11 protein-coding genes and 1 pseudogene are annotated in these 18,042 nt (G+C 71.1%); 4 read left to right on the top strand and 8 right to left on the bottom strand.

Annotated elements, in window-relative coordinates:
• Positions 1–611: pseudogene (locus H036_RS25980) on the bottom strand (hypothetical protein); the annotation flags it as partial.
• A 175-nt stretch (positions 612–786) separates the two neighbouring features.
• Here H036_RS25980 and H036_RS25975 point away from each other — a divergent pair.
• Positions 787–1,041 (top strand): hypothetical protein, encoded by a 255-nt coding sequence (locus tag H036_RS25975; protein WP_157417486.1) that lies wholly within the window; start codon positions 787–789, stop codon positions 1,039–1,041.
• 680 nt (positions 1,042–1,721) lie between these two features.
• Here H036_RS25975 and H036_RS0116180 read toward each other — a convergent pair.
• The 7 genes from H036_RS0116180 to H036_RS0116150 all read right to left on the bottom strand — a co-directional run bounded on the left by H036_RS0116180 (position 1,722) and on the right by H036_RS0116150 (position 6,090).
• The gene (locus H036_RS0116180; RefSeq protein WP_017935847.1) at positions 1,722–2,225 is read right to left on the bottom strand and encodes a phage tail protein; all 504 of its coding nucleotides are present in this window, start codon (positions 2,223–2,225) and stop codon (positions 1,722–1,724) included.
• 11 nt (positions 2,226–2,236) lie between these two features.
• The gene (locus H036_RS25775) at positions 2,237–2,413 is read right to left on the bottom strand and encodes a DUF6760 family protein (protein WP_017935846.1); all 177 of its coding nucleotides are present in this window, start codon (positions 2,411–2,413) and stop codon (positions 2,237–2,239) included.
• Positions 2,414–2,416: 3 nt separating this feature from the next.
• Positions 2,417–2,932: a hypothetical protein gene (locus H036_RS25455; protein ID WP_081615581.1), complete on the bottom strand. Its 516-nt coding sequence runs from the start codon at positions 2,930–2,932 to the stop codon at positions 2,417–2,419.
• A 7-nt stretch (positions 2,933–2,939) separates the two neighbouring features.
• Positions 2,940–3,416, bottom strand: coding sequence for a phage tail protein (locus H036_RS0116165; RefSeq protein ID WP_017935844.1), 477 nt, complete (start codon positions 3,414–3,416; stop codon positions 2,940–2,942).
• A 50-nt stretch (positions 3,417–3,466) separates the two neighbouring features.
• Complete coding sequence (locus tag H036_RS0116160) at positions 3,467–5,047, bottom strand: phage tail sheath family protein (protein WP_017935843.1); 1,581 nt, start codon at positions 5,045–5,047, stop codon at positions 3,467–3,469.
• Positions 5,048–5,162: 115 nt separating this feature from the next.
• Positions 5,163–5,555: a DUF4280 domain-containing protein gene (locus H036_RS24985; RefSeq protein WP_081615580.1), complete on the bottom strand. Its 393-nt coding sequence runs from the start codon at positions 5,553–5,555 to the stop codon at positions 5,163–5,165.
• A 40-nt stretch (positions 5,556–5,595) separates the two neighbouring features.
• Entirely contained in the window at positions 5,596–6,090 is a 495-nt protein-coding gene (locus tag H036_RS0116150; RefSeq protein ID WP_157417484.1) for a septum formation family protein, read from the bottom strand.
• 180 nt (positions 6,091–6,270) lie between these two features.
• On the opposite strand from H036_RS0116150, the gene H036_RS0116145 reads away from it, so the two are divergent.
• The 3 genes from H036_RS0116145 to H036_RS26100 are packed head-to-tail and all read left to right on the top strand — an operon-like array spanning position 6,271 to position 17,568.
• The gene (locus H036_RS0116145; RefSeq protein WP_017935840.1) at positions 6,271–8,637 is read left to right on the top strand and encodes a carboxypeptidase-like regulatory domain-containing protein; all 2,367 of its coding nucleotides are present in this window, start codon (positions 6,271–6,273) and stop codon (positions 8,635–8,637) included.
• A gap of 2 nt (positions 8,638–8,639) precedes the next feature.
• On the top strand, positions 8,640–11,495 hold the full coding sequence (locus tag H036_RS0116140; protein ID WP_026146109.1) for a carboxypeptidase-like regulatory domain-containing protein: 2,856 nt from the start codon (positions 8,640–8,642) through the stop codon (positions 11,493–11,495).
• On the top strand, positions 11,488–17,568 hold the full coding sequence (locus H036_RS26100) for a carboxypeptidase regulatory-like domain-containing protein (protein ID WP_017935838.1): 6,081 nt from the start codon (positions 11,488–11,490) through the stop codon (positions 17,566–17,568). Before H036_RS0116140 ends, H036_RS26100 begins: the two co-directional genes overlap by 8 nt.
• Positions 17,569–18,042 lie beyond the last annotated feature (474 nt).

The following is an 18,042-nucleotide window of genomic DNA, read 5'->3' as shown; positions in this document are numbered from 1 at the left end:
CCGGACAACTGTTCGACGGGCCGGGGGGTGGGCGCGGGGCCGGACAACTGTTCGACGGGCCGGGGGGTGGGCGCGGGGCCGGACAACTGTTCGACCGACGGGGCCGTGCTGCTCGGCATCGCAGCCCGTGCGCTCTCCTGGGCACGCTCCTGGGCACGGCGCCGCACCACCGCCGACGTACCTGCCCAGGACTCGCGCCGGGCAGGTCGCCCGGTCGCTTGCGCCGGCGACGGCTGCTCCGCGAGCAGCGCCGCTGTGGCGGTCCGGACATGCTCGGCGGTGCCGACCGTGCGCCGCAGCACCCGGTCATCCCCACGCAGCCCGGCCGCCTGGTGGTGCCGCGCTCGAGTCCAGAGCTGGGCACCGGGGCGCGCCTGGTCATCGGGTACGGCGAGGGTCGTCCCGCTCGCCGTGGTCGCGTCGGCAACCCGCCGTACCGGCGCGCCGACCGCTGGGGTCGAGGAGAGCTCGGCGCTGTCGCGGCGCGCGCGGGCCGCGGCTAGCCGGGACGCGAGCGGGCGGAGCTGGAAGCCGGCGCGGCGCAGGGTCGGCGTCGGTGCGGCCGGGGCGGTGTCGGGCGTGAGGTGCGCATGCGACCCAGCGGTCGGCACCGTCACCACAGCGGACGCGCCGGATGCTCCGGTGGACGGCGCAACCGCACCGGCCGGCGCCCCAGAGCCGCCTGCGACCGGATCGGCACCGCGGCCAGGTGCCGACGCACGCCCCGAAACGGTCGACTCGGCCGACGACGGGGTCGCGAGCGAGGGCGCAGACGAGGAGGCAGACGTGGGCGATGAAGGTGACGACGGGGTCGTGGGCGGGGGCGCAGACGTGGGCGACGAAGGTGCTGAAGGCGCGGCCGACGATCCGGCGGACCGCACGGGCGACGTACCGACTGGCGCGGAGCCCGCCGGGCTCGCTGCGGAGGCCGCCGGAGGAGCGGCAGCGCTCGAGGTCGGCGGGGCGGTCGAAGGTGCGGTCGAAGGTGCGGTCGAAGGTGCGGCCGGAACTGAGGCAGGAGCGGCGACCGGAGCCGCGTGACGTCCGGCGGCGGACCGCCTGGACGGCGACGAAGCCGGCTGCGCCGCCGAGCCCGACGGCGCAGGCCGGCGAGCGGCCTCCATCCGTCGGCGCACGGTCGCAGCGCCGAGTCGCGCCGTGTCACCCGAGGTCAGCATCGGACCGGCGGCGCTGACCTCCTCGTGGCGACGCACCCGGATGACCTGGCCCTGCAGGCCGCCGAGGATTCCGCCGGGGGTGTAGGAGTCCTGGTTCTCGACGGCGCGGGCGGCCCGCGGCAGACGACGCGACGGCAGCTCGCTCTCAGCCACCTGCGACCGAGCCCCGGCCAGCCACGGCGCGGGGCCACCCGGCCGCCCCGGAGCCGCAGCCCCGACAGACCCGGCAGCAGACCCGGCAGCAGACCCGCTCGAGACCTCCGCCGCCTCCGCGTCCTGACCGCCCGACCACCAGCGCGGCGGCCGCACCGAGTCGTCGTGCGAGCCCGGCCCACGCAACGCCCGGCGTACCTCGACCGGACGGGAGAGCGAGGAGGAGAACCGCTCCACCGACGAGGCCAACGACCCGATCCGGGTCGGCAGCGGCCGCCCCGCCGGAGGCCCGGGCAGGCGAAGGCGCCCGACGACCTCGCGGCCGAGTCGGGTGCTGTCCTCGTGCGGGACCTGCTCGCTGGTCATGTCACTCATCTGTGGGTGGGGCGGTCAGGTGGCGGGCTTGGTGGAGACGAAGCCGTGGTGGGCGATCTCGAGCTCCTCCTGGAGCGGGTCGTCCCGGCTGACGTCGAAGTCCGGGCCCTTCCAGCGCACGGGCCAGACGTCGTTGAGGTTCCAGGACCGTAGTCGGGTGCCGTCCAGGCCGATCACGGTGACGGCCCCGGTGGACTTGGTCAGCTTGTTGCCCGAGGCGGCGAACCCCTCACCGGAGCTCTTCTGCAGCCACGCGAAGAGCGCGTCGCTGTCGGTGATGCCGCGGCGGAACACCAGGTTCGGCCAGGTGATCCGGCCGGGCAGCTTGTGGCTGAACCCGTTCTGCCCGCCTTCGAGGATCTGGTAGGTCTCCACCGTCATCTCCAGCCCGGAGACCGAGGAGAAGACACCGATCTCGGCGCCATCGAGCTCGAACAGGAAACGGCTCGCGGTGGGCAGGTCCGAGCCCAGCAGGTTCTGCGTGGCCGGCGACGCCGACGACGAGGGGGTGATGCTCATCCGATCTCCTCTCAGGCCCCGAACTCACGGACCGACTGCCAGGCCCGCTCGTTGAGGTTCACCACGGCGCGCACCATCCGCACCCGGTCCATGTGCTCGAGGTCGAGCAGGTCGTCCATGGACCAGTGCAGGTGGTAGGCGAGGAAGGCGATCTCCTGCCAGAGCGCGTCGGTGGGGTAGCGCAGCATGGCCTAGAGCGTCCGCCGGGGCAGTTCCTCGATGGCGCTGCGCATCCCGGTGCGCGGCGCCGGCGTCGCCGCCGGCCCCTCACCGAGCCCCTCACGGGGACCATCACCGGGCGACGACGCCTGCTCGGCGGCCGGAGCCGCCGTGCCGGAGGCGGATGCGGGCGCAGGGGACCCGAGCAGGTCGGACTCCTCCTGAGCTCGCATCAGCGCGTCGTACTCGGCCTGGTTGCCGAAGTTGATCACGCCGTAGAAGTCCTGGAGGAAGGCCAGGTCGACGGCGAAGAGCCCCTCGATGTCGTGGGACGTGATCAGCTCCAGCGTGCCGAGACGCTCGATGACCCGCGTCAGCACGAGGATCGTCAGCCGGGGGTCGTCCGGGCCGCTGACCATCGGGTCACGCAGCGGCTCGAGCTCGTCGCGGGCGGTGGCCAGCCGCATCGTCCCGGTGCGATGCAGCTGGCCACTCCCGTCGACGTACCCCCGCGGAAGCGTGAACTCGTAAGAAGTACGCAGTGTCACGCTCGACTCACTTGACTCGCTGCAGGCGCTCGATCACCAGGGTGATGTTCTCCTTGACGGGCTCGTTCGAGTCCGAGCTCATCTGGTCGGTCGAGATCTTGCTCGGCCAGCCGTTGAAGAAGTTGTACCGGCCGATCTCCGCCTGCGAGGAGTCGTAGAGCACGACCGAGCCGTTCTTGCGGTTGTTGGTGCGGTCGCCGATCACGAAGCCCTTGTCGTGGATCGTGTAGAACCACTTCCAGATCGGGTCGTTCATCGCGTCCTTGGGCGCCATCCGGCTGATGGTGAGGTCGGAGACCTTGAGGACCGAGCCGCGGGTCTTGACCTGCTGCTTGATACCGCCGGGGCCGGCCTGGGACATGGTGACGACGTCGAACTCGAGGTCGAGGCCGCCGACGCTGGACAGGACGATCGAGACGCCGTCGAGCTCCAGGTAGAAGTTCTGCGCGACGATCGGGTCGGTGGAGATGAGGTCGTTGGGCATGGTGCGCTCCCTAGTTTTCTACGTCGGGTTTGAGGGGTACGGCGCGCCGGTCAGGCAGCGCTCTGCTTCTTCTGGCTGATCCGGAAGACCACGAACTCCGCGGGCTTGACCGGCGCGATGCCGACCTCGACCACGAGCATGCCGGCGTCGATCGACTCCGGCGGGTTGGTCTCGGCGTCGCACTTGACGTAGAACGCCTCGTCAGCGCTGGTGCCGAACAGGGCGCCCGCGCTCCACAGGCCACGCAGGAAGCCGCTCACGGTCCGCTTCACGCCCTCCCACAGGGTGACGTCGTTGGGCTCGAAGACGGCGAACTGGGTGCCGGTCAGGATCGCGGTCTCGATCATGTTGAAGAGGCGACGGACGTTGATGTAGGTCCAGTCGGTGTCCGAGCTGAGGGTGCGTGCGCCCCAGACGCGGATGCCGCGGGTGCCGAACGGGCGGATGCAGTTGATCCCGATCGGGTTGAGCAGCGACTGCTCGTTCTGGGAGACGGTCCGCTCGAGGTCGAGCACGCCGCGGATGGTGTCGTTAGCCGGGGCCTTCCACACGCCGCGGGTCTCGTCGGTGCGCGCCCAGACGCCGGCGATGTGGCCCGACGGCGGGATCAGGATCTCGCTGTCGCCGTTGACGCCGATCGGGTTCTCGACCTTGATCCAGGGGTAGTAGAGGGCCGCGTACGCCGAGTCGTACATCGCGACCTCGGAGCGCCACTCCTTGATCTGCTGCGGGTTCATCCCCGGAGGAGCGTCGAGGACGGCCATCCGGTTGCCGTTCTGCTCGCAGTGGCTGATCAGCGCGGTCTGGACCGCCTTCCACAGCCCGAGGTCGATGGTGCCGTCCTCCTTGGTGGCGGCGGTGACCAGGTCGGGGACGACCACCATGGTGACGTCCTCGGCCACGGCGAGACCGCCGATGCCGGCACGGGCCGACTCGGAGCCGGCGAACTTGCGGCCGGTGACGGCGACCGGGACCGGCGCCGCCTTCTCGAGGTCGTACAGACCCGGCTTGAGCAGCTCGAGCTGGCTGGCGATGTCCGCGTCCTTGGCCAGGTCGAAGTCGATCTTGATCTTGGTGGAGGTGGCGTTCACCTTGGTCGCAACATTGGAGTCGCCCTTGGCGAAGCTGAGGCCGGTGAAGGACTCGACCGGCTCGCCGCCCTCCAGGACGGTCAGGGTGAAGGTCGAGGGGCCCTCGTCGTCGCCATCGGCCTCACCCGGGTCGTCGGTGCTGACGGCCACGGTGATGTTGGCGTCAGGCGCGAGGCTCTCGACCGCGACGGGCAGGCCCAGGGCGCGGTCGGCGGCGGGCAGCGCCAGGCGGGCCGGCTCACCGGCGGGCTCGGTGTTCGGCACGCGGCAGATGTAGGCGATCGAGCCGCCGTTGGCGAAGTAGCCGTAGACGGACAGCGGCAGCATGCAACCCGGTGCGAAGCCGCCGTAGAGGTTCTCGAACTGGGTCCAGCTGGTGACCAGGCGCGGGGCCAGGCCCTGCGGGTCGTTGGGGTCGTCGGTCGGGGCGGTGGCGGTGAAGCCGACGAAGGCGGCGATCGCCGTCGGCGCGGCGGTCAGGACCTTCTGCGAGGAGGTGACCTCTTCGACGTAGACGCCCGGGGCGGTGTAGGTAGGCATGCAGTTGCTCCCAGAGGTAAGACGTGACTGATCAGGGTGGGGTGATGCATTCAGGTCGTACGACGGCGCCGAGCCCGCAGTCGTCCAGGCCGGAGCGGCCTGTGTAACTCGCTTCTCAATTCGTGATCGTCTTCACCGCCCCCGGCATCGTGACGGTGATGACTCCGCCCCAGGCGCAGTTGCAGGTGGCCGGGTTGGTCAGGGCAGGCTTGCCGCCGATCAACGTGGTCGCCGAGCCTGGGGTCCACGGTGCCGGCAGCAGCGGCACGCAGGGCATCGGCGTGAGCACGCCGAGCGCCGCCGCGGTGGCCGCGGCAACAGTGGGGTTGGACATGCTCGAGCACATCCCGAAGGGCGGGACGTTCACCATCGGCATCACGTCCATGATGGTCGCGGCGGGCTGGCCCTCGATCAGCACCTTCGCCGTCGGCAGCACCGACATCGTCGAGGGTGCCGCACCCCAGGTGCAGGTCAGCGTCGCGGTGCCGACCACGTTCGGGCCGCCCATCAGCGTCCCTGTCCGGTGAGTAAGCCACTGGTCAGGGCGCTCATTGCTTGCTCCCCTTCACCGTGCCGGTCAACGGCTTGCCGTCGGTGGTGACGAAGCAGAGCACCGTCCGGTCGTCGTCCTGCCAGCTGCGCGCCGACGGGGCGAGGTAGGTGAAGAACAGCGAGGAGTCGAGGTAGCTCACCCCGACGTAGGAGGTGAACCGCTGGGCGCACGCACCCTGCGCGAACGAGGCGAGCGCGTCGTTGCCCGGGAAGTCGCTGCTGGCCTTGCCGTCGGAGCCGGTGGCCGGCGTGTAGACGGCCGCGGCGTACGCCTCCTTGCCGTGCGGCTTGGAGCAGGCCACCTTGTCGATGTCGCTGATCTGTGCCTTGACCTCGCTGGGCGAGGTGAAGCACTCGCCGACCTGGACCTTGAAGACCGATGTGCCGTCGCCGCCGTCGTGCCCGAAGCCGCAGCCGACGAGGAGCGGGGACAGCACGAACGGGGTCGCAACGCGTGCGGCCCAACGTCGTCTGTCCTCCGGCAAGAACACGACCGGGATCATTCCGCCCCTTCGGGAGGCGCCGCAGCCGATTGCGGATATTCATGGGATTCTCAGGCGGCGAAATTCCCTGTTTCGCTGCGCCCCCGGACCACGCTCCGTAACCTTTTGCCGGTTGCGACCGGACGAGAGACCGGGTCGCGGGAGGTCTGTCGTGTTCCGAGCGCACCAATGCGCGTAGCCACCGAGCACCGCACCCTCATCGCCGACCCCGGCGCGAGCGTCGACGTCGTCGTCGACGTGGTGAACACCGGCGACCTCATCGACGGCGTCACCGCCCGGGTGGTCGGGCTGGACGCCGCCCTCGTGCGGGCCGAGCCGGAGGTGCTCCCGCTGTTCCCCGGGGCGAACGGCCAGATCACCCTGACCATCGAGCTGCCCGCAAGCCAGCCGGCCGGGTTGCACCCGGTCACCGTCGAGGTCATCTCCCACGTCTCCGGTACGACGCGGCGTCACCTCGACCTCGAGCTCTCCGTCGCCGCCCAGCCCGGGTTGCGACTCTCCCGCCAGCCCTCGCTCGTGCGCGCGCGACGCGGCGCCCGCTACGTGCTGGCGGTGGAGAACACCGGCAACGTCGCGCTCGACGTGATGCTCAGCGCCACCTCGCCGGACAAGTGCGCCAGCCGGTTCAACCCGGTCTCGATGCGCACCGCCCCCGGCACCGTCACGCCGGTCATGCTCGGCCTCAAGGGCCCGCGGATGATCACCGGGACGGAGGTGGACCGGGTCGTCACCATCGGCCTGGTCGGCCGTCGCGCCGACACCATCCCGGCGATGGAGGAGACCGAGACCGAGCCGGAGCTGACCGACCAGACGACGGTCGTCCTCAAGCAGCGGCCGTTGATCAGCCGTGGCCTGCTCACCGCCCTGATCCTGCTCGCGATCATCGCGCTGTGGGCGGGTGTCTTCCTGCTCGGCCTGACCCAGGTCTTCTCCGGCGACCCGGTCACCAAGACGGCACCCGCGTCGTACTTCCCGGTCTCGGCTGCCACCGGTGACGGCAAGAGCGGGAGCGGCGCGAAGGGCGGGGCCGGCTCGGCGCCCGCCGGAGCGACGCCGAAGACCGGCCTGGTCTCGCCGAGCGTCGGCGGCAGCATCTCGGGCACGGTGACGGCGAAGAGCAACGACGCAGCGGTCGGCCGGATCCTGGTCCAGGCCTACCGGATGGGTCGCAAGGGCCCGGTCCTGGTGAGCTCCGCGGCGACCCAGAGCGACGGCTCGTACACCCTGGCCGGACTCTTCCCGGCGACGTACTGGCTGAAGTTCAGCGCCGACGGCTTCGCCACCACCTGGGAGCCGTCCAACCCCGGCGGCACCTCGGGCACCAGCAACGCAGTCGACACAGGCGGCACCGGCGGGCACGACCAGGTGCAGCTGGCAGCGGGGTCGACCGGCATCCAGGTCGCCGCGCAGGGCAAGGTCAACGGCACCAACGCGGTGGTTCGCGGCGCGCCGGCGCAGATCTCCGGCGACGTCGACCGCGGCGATGCGCTCGCCGCCGTGACCACGACCGTGACAGCACGGATGCTCGACGGCGGCAAGGCCACCGGGAAGCCGATCACCGACACCACCGACGCCGGCGGCGCCTACACGCTCTCGGGCCTCAAGGCACCCGGCACCTACGAGCTCAGCTTCACCACGCCGGGCTACCAGGTCACCACCCAGACCGAGACCGTCACCGGCGGGGAGCAGCGGCTGGAGCCGACGGTGCTGCTCAGCGCGCACACCGGCCACCTGACCGGCACCGTCTCCACCGGTACGCCGAAGGCCGGTCTCGGCGGTGTCACCGTCAGCACGACCGTGGACGGGCAGGACGTCTCGGTGATCACGCCGACCGTCGGCTCGGTGGGCACCTACACCTTCGACAACCTGCCCACGCCCGGCACCTACGTGCTCACCTTCACCGCTCCCGGCCACGGCACCGCGACCCGGATCGTCGACCTCGGCGCCGGCGAGAACGGCATCGCCAACGTCACCCTCACCGCCGGCACCGGCTCGGTCAGCGGCACGCTGCTCGGCCCGAACGGCAAGGGCATCGGCGGGGCGACCGTCACCGTCGGCGGCAGCAGCAGCACCGGGGTCGAGGAGGCACCCTCGACGACCACCCTGACCAGCGGGTCGGTCGGCGCCTTCACCCTCAGCGGCCTGGTCGCGCCGGGTTCCTACACGCTGACCTTCACCATCGACGGCTACCGGCCCGAGACGGTGCCGATCACGCTGTCGGCCGACAAGGCACCGGCTGCCGTCACCGCCCAGCTCAAGACCCAGCTGGTCAGGCTGTGGGGCACCGTCAGCACCCCGAACGGGAAGACGTACGCCGGCGCGACGGTCGTGGTCACCGACGGCACGCACACCTCCCAGACGGCCTCCAGCGACCCCGACGCCACCCTCTCCAAGGGCGGCTACCTGTTCCCGTCGCTGGAGCCCGGCACCTACAGCGTCACCGTCCGCGCGGCCGGCTACGGCCAGCAGACCGCGCTGGTCACGCTCACCAGCGGCACCGTACGGCGAGACCTCGTGCTGCAGGCGGCCGAGTGAGCATGATCGTCGACGTCTCCCCGCGCCGCTTCACCGTCACACCCGGTACGCCGCAGCAGCTCGAGGTCACCGTCACCAACACCGGTGACGTGATCGGCGGCTACGCGCTGCGTGTCCTGGGCGCCGACCCCGGCTGGGTGGAGACGACCGACCAGACGTTCTCGCTCTTCCCGGAGGAGTCGCGCACCCTCACCATCGCGGTGACGGTGCCCCAGGGCATCGCGGCCGGCGAGCGCCGGGTCGCGGTGCAGCTGCGCGAGCTGACGCCGCCCGAGCACAGCAGCATCAACGAGGTGGTCCTCGTCGTACCTGATGCTCCGGCGCTGCAGGTCCGAGCCGACCCGATGGCACAGCAGACCGGCCGGGCTGGTCGGTTCACCCTGCTGGTCGACAACACCGGCAACACGCTGGCGCGTGGCCGGCTCGCGGGGACCGACGCCGAGGGCAAGGTGAAGTACGTCTTCTCCCCCGCCGAGCTCGTCCTCGCTCCCGGCGAGCACGCCGTGGTCGACCTGAAGGTCAAGGCCCGGCAACCGTTCTTCGGCCAGCCCGCGGTGCGCTCGCTCTCGTTCTTCCTGGACCCGCCCGAGGGCAGCCGGGTGGTCGTGGTGCCGGCGCCGGCCGCCAAGCCTGCCCCCAAGGGTGTTGCGGCGACGACCGATGCTCCGGTCGCACCCGAGCCGGGCCGTCGCAAGCGCACCCGCGGACGGTCGAAGCAGCTGGCCCTCACCCCCGAACGCGACACCCCGGCGCTCGCGAACGCCACCCTGATCCAGCGCCCGGTGGTCGGGCGGGGCTCGCTCTCGCTGCTCGGGCTCCTGATCGCGGTGACGGTCTTCGCGGTCGTGATCACGCTGGCCCTCTCCAAGATCGTCGGCCAGTCCGCCGCCGACCGCGACCTCGCCCTCCAGATCGCCTCGGCCGGTGACGGCTCCGGCAGCAGCGGCACCTCGGGCGTGGCCGGCACCGTGCGACTGCTGACCTCAGGTACCCCGGTGCCCGGCGTCGCGGTCACCGTCTACTCGGCGGCCGACACCAACACGCCCCTGGCCACCACCGCCACCGGCGACAACGGCACCTACACCGTCGGCGACCTCCCCGCGGGCGACTACAAGCTCACCTTCCGCGGCGCCGGCTTCGTGCAGCTGTGGTACCCGCAGGCGTTGGAGGCCTCCAACGCCACCACCGTCACCCTCACCGCCAACCAGCAGCACGGCGGCCTCGACGTCTCCCTCGGCGGTGTGCCTGCGACCGTCTCAGGCACGGTCAAGGGCGACGACGTCTCCAACGCGACGCTCACCCTGCGCACGCCGGGCGGGAGCGCCTCCACCGCCGCGACCGGCACCGGTGGTGTCACCGGCGCCGCCGCCACCGGCTCGTCGACCGGATCGACCGGCTCGACCGGCTCCGGGGTCTCGGCCAGGACCGCGACGCACGCGGCGTACGTCGCAGCGCGCGCCGGGGCGGCCACCGACGACACCTCGCTGACACCTCCGCCCAGCGCCGGCACCGGCAGCACCGACGGCAGCGCCGAGGGTGGCGGCGACGCCAGCGCGGGCGCGATCGTGACCACCGTGCCGATCGGCGCTGACGGGACTTTCACGCTCAACAACGTGCCCTCGCCGAGCGTCTACGAGGTCGAGGTCAGCAAGCCCGGCTACGCCACCTCGACGCAGCTGATCGACGTCTCCGCCGGCGAGACCCGCACCGACCTCGACATCACCCTGCGCAAGGGCGACGGCCTGATCTCCGGCACTGTCAGCTCGACCGCCGGCCCGCTCGGCGACGTCACCCTGACGGCCACCTCCGGGCAGACCACCGTCACCACCATCTCGCTGGACAAGGCCGACGGAGCCAACGGCAAGGGCAGCTTCGTGCTGCGCAGCCTGCCGACGCCGGCGCAGTTCACGATCGTCGCGACCGCCGACGGCTACGCCTCGCAGACGATGAGCGTGAGCCTCGCCGCCGGTCAGACCCTGACGGGCGTCTCCCTCACACTGGGCCGCTCCTCGGGCTCGCTGTCGGGCGCTGTCACGCTCAGCTCCGGCGGCGACCCCGCCGCTGGCGTCGGCGTACTGGTGACGGACGGCAGCCAGACCATCCAGACCGCCAGCCAGTCCTCCGGCAAGGCCGTCGGCACGTGGCGGGTCGACGGGCTGGCCCTGCCCGGGACCTACACCGTCACCTTCGCGCGCAGCGACCTGGCCAGCCACACCCTCTCGGTGTCACTCGACGCGGACGGCAACATCACGCCGGCCTCGATCGGCCCGGGCATCACCGTCAGCGGGATCAGCGTGGCGCTGCATCCCTCGACGGCGGTGCTCTACGGCGTGGTCAAGCAGAAGGGCAGCTCCGGCGCCGCCGCGATCGGCGAAGCGACGGTGCAGCTCTCCTCCGGCACGTCGAGCTACACCGTGACCACCGCGTCGGTGCCGGCGAGCTCGGCCGGTGCGTACCGGATCGAGGACATCCCGCCGGGCACCTACACCGTCAGCGTCAGCCTCGGCGGCGTCACCCCGACCTCCTCGATCGTCAAGCTCGCCGCAGGCGATGTCACGGCCTACAACCCCAAGCTCGAGCCGGCCGCCTCCATCACCGGAACGGTGGTCAACGCCTCCGGCGCGACGCTCGGCCCCGGGTACGTCGTCGAGCTCTACCAGGCCGATGCCTATCCCTCGACGGTCTACCGCACCACCACGACGCGCAGCGACGGCACGTTCAGCTTCACCAACGTGGACGCGCCGCAGACCTATGTGATCCAGGTCCGGCCGACGTCGGGCAGCGCGCCGACCGGAACAACCACGCTCCAGCTGGCCGCCAGTCAGGCGCTCAATGTGAAGGTGAAGACCCTTGGCTGAGTCGCAGCGGCCCACCGAGTCGGCCCCCGGCATCGCCGTCGCACCGTTGGTGCGCACCGGTGCCGGGGTGCCGCTCGCCGTCGAGGTGACCGTGGCGAACACGTCGTCCTCGGCACGACAGCTGTCCGTGCTGGCCCTCGGCGTCGACTCCGCATGGCTGCCGGCCCCGGTGACCACGCCGCTGCTCGCGCCCGGGGCGACGTACGTCGTCCAGCTCACCCTGACCCCCGCCGCAGGCACCCTGCCCGCGCAGTACCCGCTGGCGATCAGCGTGCAGGCACTCGACGCCGGCGGCCTGGCCACCGGAGCGCCGGTCGGGATCGCCGACACCGTGCTGGTGGTCAACCCGCGTGCCCAGCTCACCTTGGAGATGGACCCGCCGGCGCTCAGCGCGTGGCGGTCACGGCGGTTCGCGGTGGTGCTGCGCAACAGCGGCGGCGCGCTCGCGCGGGTCCGGCTGACCCCACAGTCGACCGGCTCGGTCCGGCTCACCCTGCAGCAGGACGACGTCGAGGTCGCACCCGGCGCGGTCGTCCGGGTCCGCGGCCGGGCCACCGCGCGGCACCCGCAGCTGATCGGGATGCGGATGCGGCACGTGCTGCGGATCGGCGCCACCGGCACCGAGGCGGCGCGCTACGCCGAGGGCGAGCTCACCCAGCGCCCGCTGGTGCCGCCGACGTGGCTCAAGGTCGTCGCGGTCGTCGGCATCCTGGCGATCTGGATCGCCGCCGGCATCACGTTCCTGCCCAAGCTCACCGACCACTTCGGCACGAAGTCCGACGTGGTCAGCACCCAGGCCGGCTCCGGCTCGGGGGGATCGAGCTCCGGTGACTCCGGCAGTGGCGGTGGCAGCGGCTCAGGCGGCTCAGGCGGGTCCGGCGGGTCCGGTGGCGCTGGGAGCGGCTCCGGCGGCTCGGCCACGAAGGCCTCCGGCGGCACCCCCGCTTCGTCGGGCTCGGGCGTCCAGCTCAACGGCACCATCAAGGCAGCGGACCCTGCCGGGGTGCACGTATCGCTGCGACCCACCTCGCTGGTCGACGAGGACGCCGAGGGTGGCGACACCAAGTCCGTCGGCGTACCGGTGTCGTTGACGGCCTCCGTCGGCAAGGTCTCCTCCGAGACGATCATGCTGCGCAAGGTCACCAAGGTCCCGCAGCAGCGCGGCACGGTGACCGGCGCCGACGGCGTCTGGTCCTTCCCACGGGTCAGCGCGCCCGGCTACTACCTGCTGGTCTTCAGCAAGCCCGGCTACCAGAGCAGCAGCTACGTCGTCGACGCCTCCTCCGCCACCGCGCAGAAGCCGCTCGACGTCGACCTTCAGCCCGGCGAGGGCAAGCTGTCCGGCGTGGTCACGGGTCCCGACGGCAAGGCCGTCGGCGGTGCCGCCATCACGATCAGCGACGGCACCAGCACGATCACCGCGAGCAGCAACACCAAGGGCCACGTCGGCGCCTGGTCGGTGAGCGGCCTCTCCACCCCGGCCAGCTACATCGTCTCGGCCTCTGCGGACGGCGACAGCACCGAGGCCCGCGACGTCACCCTCTCCGCCGGCGGATCGGCCACCGCCGACCTGCACCTGCGCAACGGCGTCGCCACCCTGAGCGGCAAGGTCTCCGCGACCGGCTCGGACGGTGTCGTCAAGGGTGTCGGCGGCGCGACCGTGACGGTGACCGACGGCGCCGGCACCGTGCGCACCGCCACCACTGTCACCCAGGACCAGCTCGCCGGGACCTACCACGTGCCGGCGCTGCCGGCGCCCGGCACCTACACGGTCACGCTGAGCGGCCCCGACCTGCAGACCCAGACCAGCGAGCTGCACCTGAAGAAGGGCCAGGGGTCAGCCACGCTCAACGCCTCCCTGCCCTCGGCCAGCGGGATCGTCGAGGGCATCGTCAGCGACGCTGCCGGCACCGGTCTGACCAGCGCCGGGCTGGTGCTCTTCAACGCCGACCACGCCTACAAGACGACCAGCACCAGCGGTACGACGACCGACCAGGCCGGGTCGTTCCAGATCACCGGCGTCACCCCCGGCACCTACACGCTGACCACCCAGCTCTTCGCCTACCAGGCCAGCACCCTGACCGTGGACGTCACCGCCGGCGACGTCACGACAGCCTCGCCCTCGCTGACCAAGCAGACCGGCGGCGTACTGCCGACCACGGGCGCGATCCTCGGCACGGCGATCGACGCCACGACCGGGCAGCCGATCAACACCTGTCCGGCCTCGGCCCCGGCCGGCTCCGCGACCTCCACCACGACGACCACGACGGCGGGCAGCGACACCACCACGGTGACCACCTCCACCGACCCGGGCCTGTGCCTGAACGCCACCGTCACGGCCGACTCCGCGGCCGACCAGACCAGCGGCAGTGCGACGTACACCGTGCCCTTCGGCGCCACCGAGCGGTACAAGCTGCCGGGCAAGGCCGACGACGGCTCCACCCTCGGCCTGCGGCCGGGCCTCTACACCGTGCGGGTCAGCGCGCCCGGCTACGAGAACACCACCGTCACCGCCCAGGTTCCGCTCGGCTCGACCGTGACGGCGCCGGTCGCCCAGCTGCTGCGCGCTCCCACGGTCCAGGGCACGATCGGCACCAGTGCAACCTCCAACCCGAGCGGCAGGACATGTGTCGTCGCCGTACCGGAGGGCTCGACGTACAGCAACCCCTGCACGCAGAGCGACCCCCAGTGCAAGGCCACCCCGGTGACCTACAACGGCACCGGCGGCACGGCCGGCACCGTCTGCGCGTACGTCGACGGCACCGGCGCCTACAGCCTCCAGCTGCCCAAGCACGGTGTCTACACGATCAAGGTCATCCCCAGCGACGACGACTTCCTGTCCACGTCGGCGACGTTCTCCCTCGATGCCGGCGCGACCCAGGTCTACGACCCGAACGTGGACCGGCTCGGCCACCTCGAGGCCACCGTGATGAAGCCGGGCTCGACCGGCGACCTGGTCGCGGCGACGCCGGGCACGCACGTCACCATCACCCCGCTCAACGCCGACAAGACGCCCGACACCGCGCACCAGGTGACCGACGACGTGGACAAGAGCGGCAAGATCGACCTGACCCACCTGGCCGCCGGCGACTACTCGCTGAGCGCGACCGACGAGACCGACACCCAGTACTCCGGCTCGATCACCACCTCGATCTCGCTCAACCACGACACCATCGCCACGCTCCCGCTGACCAACGCGGTCGGGTCGATCGTCGGCAAGGTGAGCACCACCTTCGACGGCAAGAGCAAGCCGGTCGGCGGGGCGACGGTGCTCGTGACCGCGCCGATCAGCTACAACGGGACCTCCGCCGTACGGGGTGACGCGAAGCCGATCACGGACTCCACCGGCTGCTTCGGGATCCAGGCCGACGACAAGACCGTGCCGCCCTCGCCCTGCGGCACCGCCCTGACCGGGACCGCTCTGGTCAGCAAGACGTTCGTCTCCACCGCCGCCACCGTGTCGATCACCGCAACGGGCTACCAGTCCAAGACGCTCACCAACCAGTCGTTGCTCACCGGCGGCGCCAGCAACAACTTCACCCTCGACCCGCTGCCCGTGACCTTCGGCGCCAGCATGAGCGTCAAACCGGCCTCGGCCAACCCGTGGAGCGCGATCACCTTCGGGGTCAGCGCACCGGGGATGAGCACGAGCGGGATCAGCATCTCCGCCAGCGCCGACACGAGCGCAGGCGCGACCCCCGGCACAGGGATCCTCGGCTGGACCGACAAGGCGCTGTCGGTCGACGGCGTGCAGAAACCAGGCCTGGCCCAGCCCGGCACCTACACGATCACCGCGACCGCGCCCGGCTACCAGCCCGCCACCGGCACGCTCGAGTGCGACGTCGCCGACGGCGTCAGCACCAACGCGAGCTGCCACTGGACCAAGGACCTGGTCCTGCGGCAGAACGCCTCGCTGACCATCGGCGCGACCATGGTCGACGGCACCACGCCGATCACCGGCGCGACCTACACGCTGTACGACGCCGACGGCTCCCCGGTCTCCCAGACAGCCGGAGGCAGTGCCGGCACGGTGACCTTCGCCGACCTGGCCCCGGACACCGACGCCGCCCGCTACACCGTCGGGATCAACGCGGCGGGCTACCACTTCGGCACCGCCGGCAGCGGCGGCAAGCTGCCGCTGACCTGCGACGGCGCGGCGACCACCACGATCACCCTGACGGCCGGCGGGACGCCCAGCTGCACGGCTGTCCTGACCGCGGGTCCGAAGATCTCGGGCACGGCCACCGGGCTGACCTCGGTGACCGGCGACACGTACACGCAGGCGCTGACCGGCGCCGACGTGACGATCTTGCACTGCACCGGCAGCACCACCGATGCGACCGGCTGCGCCACCCTGGACACGCCCACGTTCACCACCACCGTCAGCGACAAGGGCACCTTCAGCGTGGCCGGCAACGCGACCACCGAGCTCAAGACCGGCGTCTACAAGATCGTGGTCACCGAGGCCGGCTGGACCAACGAGGGCAGCGGCGTCGCCTACGTCAAGGTCGTCGACGACTCCGGCGCGTCCGCGGCGCTGTCCCTGCGGCAGAACGCCGTCACGGTCACCGTCACCCTGCCCGACCAGCTCGGCGCCAAGACCGCCGACGCCACCATCGTCCTGACGGACAGCCACGGTGTCGGCCTGCCCGCACCGACCGTCGCGGGCGGCGTGTACACCTTCAGCAACGTGATCCCGGGGACCTACTCCTACAGCGTCACCGGCGACTCCATCCTGACGGCCAACGGCACACTGCCGGTGGTGGACAACGCCGACGGAAAGCACGCTTCCCAGGCCTTCATCATTCCCGTCACCCTCGGAGCCAGCTCGCTGAGCGGCACCGTCGCCGACACCAACGGCACGACCATCGGCAAGGCCGCCGTGGTGCTTTGTCCGGCCGCCGCCACCACGCTGTGCACGCCGGCCAAGGGCACCGACAAGGCCTCACTGAGCACGACAGCCGACAGCACCGGCGCCTACAGCCTGCAGAACGTCCCGAACGGCACCTACACCGTGTGGGCCTCGGCGTACGGCTTCACGCCCACCGCCACCGCTTCCTACACCGTGCACTACCTGAACGTGCCGTGGACCGGCGTGACCGTGACGCTGCCGGTGATCACCCAGACGGCGACGGTGAAGCTCAAGCCGAGTGACTCCACCGACAATCTGAGCGGCGCCAAGGTGACGCTGACCGGCACCGGCCGCAACGCCGGACTGACATGGTCTCCGTCCGGCACCGGCGCCACCGCGTCGTTCAGCCAGGTCCCGTTCGGCTGCTGGACGATCACGTGGACGCTTCCGACCAACCACTTCGGCACGGTCGCCACCACCGCCGCTCAGAGCGAGGACCCGAACCTGACATGTGGGGCCGGGACCGTGCTCGTCTCGGGTACGGCGAACACCCCGGCGAGCGCTACCAACAACCTGACTGAGCACAGCGTGGCCGTCAGCACGGCGCTCGGCAGCGCCTGGGCCGGAACTTCCACCCCCAGCACCGCACATGTCACACTCGCCCAGGGCGGCACGACGGCGACCGACTTCGACGCCAACATCGGCACCGTCACCACGTTCTGGCTCGACGGCTCGTCGTGGAGTGTGACCGCAGCTGCGAACGGTGCCAGCAAGGCCTGGTGGAAGACGGCGACGACGACCCTCGCGACGGCGGCCACGACGGCCACCTTGACGTTGACCCAGCTCAAGCAGACGGTCGCGCTCGACGTGACCAACGGCAAGGACGGCACCGTCACCGCGACCGACGCCAACGGGGTCTCCGCCTACCAGAACAAGGACCTCACCACCGACGGCGGCGACGGCACCTACTCCCTCCACCTGGCACCGGGAACCTGGACGATCACTGTCTCGAAGGCGGGCTACGACGACGTCAGCTCCACCCTCACGCTCGACGACAGCACGGACCCGGCGAGCGGTCAGGACCTGCCGCTCACTCTCACCCCGAAACCCACCCCGACGCCGAGTGCCTCAGCCTCTCCGAGCGCCTCCGCGAGTGCGTCCGCGAGCTCGTCGGCAAGTCCCACGACCAGCGCCGGTCCGAGCGGCACCGCGACTCCTTGATGCCGAGAGGTCACTTTCTGCGGGTTGAGGGGTCAGTTTCTGCGGGTCGGGCCCGCGTACGGCGAGCGACGTCCGCCGAGCCTGTCGAGGCGCCCGCCCCGTCGAGCCTTGTCGAGACGCTGCGGTTGGCGGGGCGGCCAGAGACAAACGAGAAGCGTGGGCCAGTCCCAGCGTGGTCACGTGTCTTGGCTGGGTGGGGTGGCTTCGCTGACGTCGCGTCGGGCCACCAGGCGTGTGATCGGGTACGGCGAAGAATTCACCCGATGCGGTCAGCAAAGAGGGTTGTCCAGGTCAATCTGAGCAGATAGAATTCGAATACGTGTTCGACACGATTCTCTCTCGGGTGGTGACCATGCATCAGATCCAGGCGACCGTTTCTGCGATCGATGCCGCCCTGAGTCAGGCGGTCGATGCGAATCCGATCTTCCTCTCCACCACCGACAAAGCCGCCGCGCTGCTGGCACTGACGCGGCT

This window comes from Nocardioides sp. Iso805N, assembly GCF_000364605.1.
GTDB lineage: Bacteria > Actinomycetota > Actinomycetes > Propionibacteriales > Nocardioidaceae > Nocardioides.
Note: the sequence above shows the minus strand (reverse complement) of the source record. Positions and strands in the feature narration are given on the sequence as shown.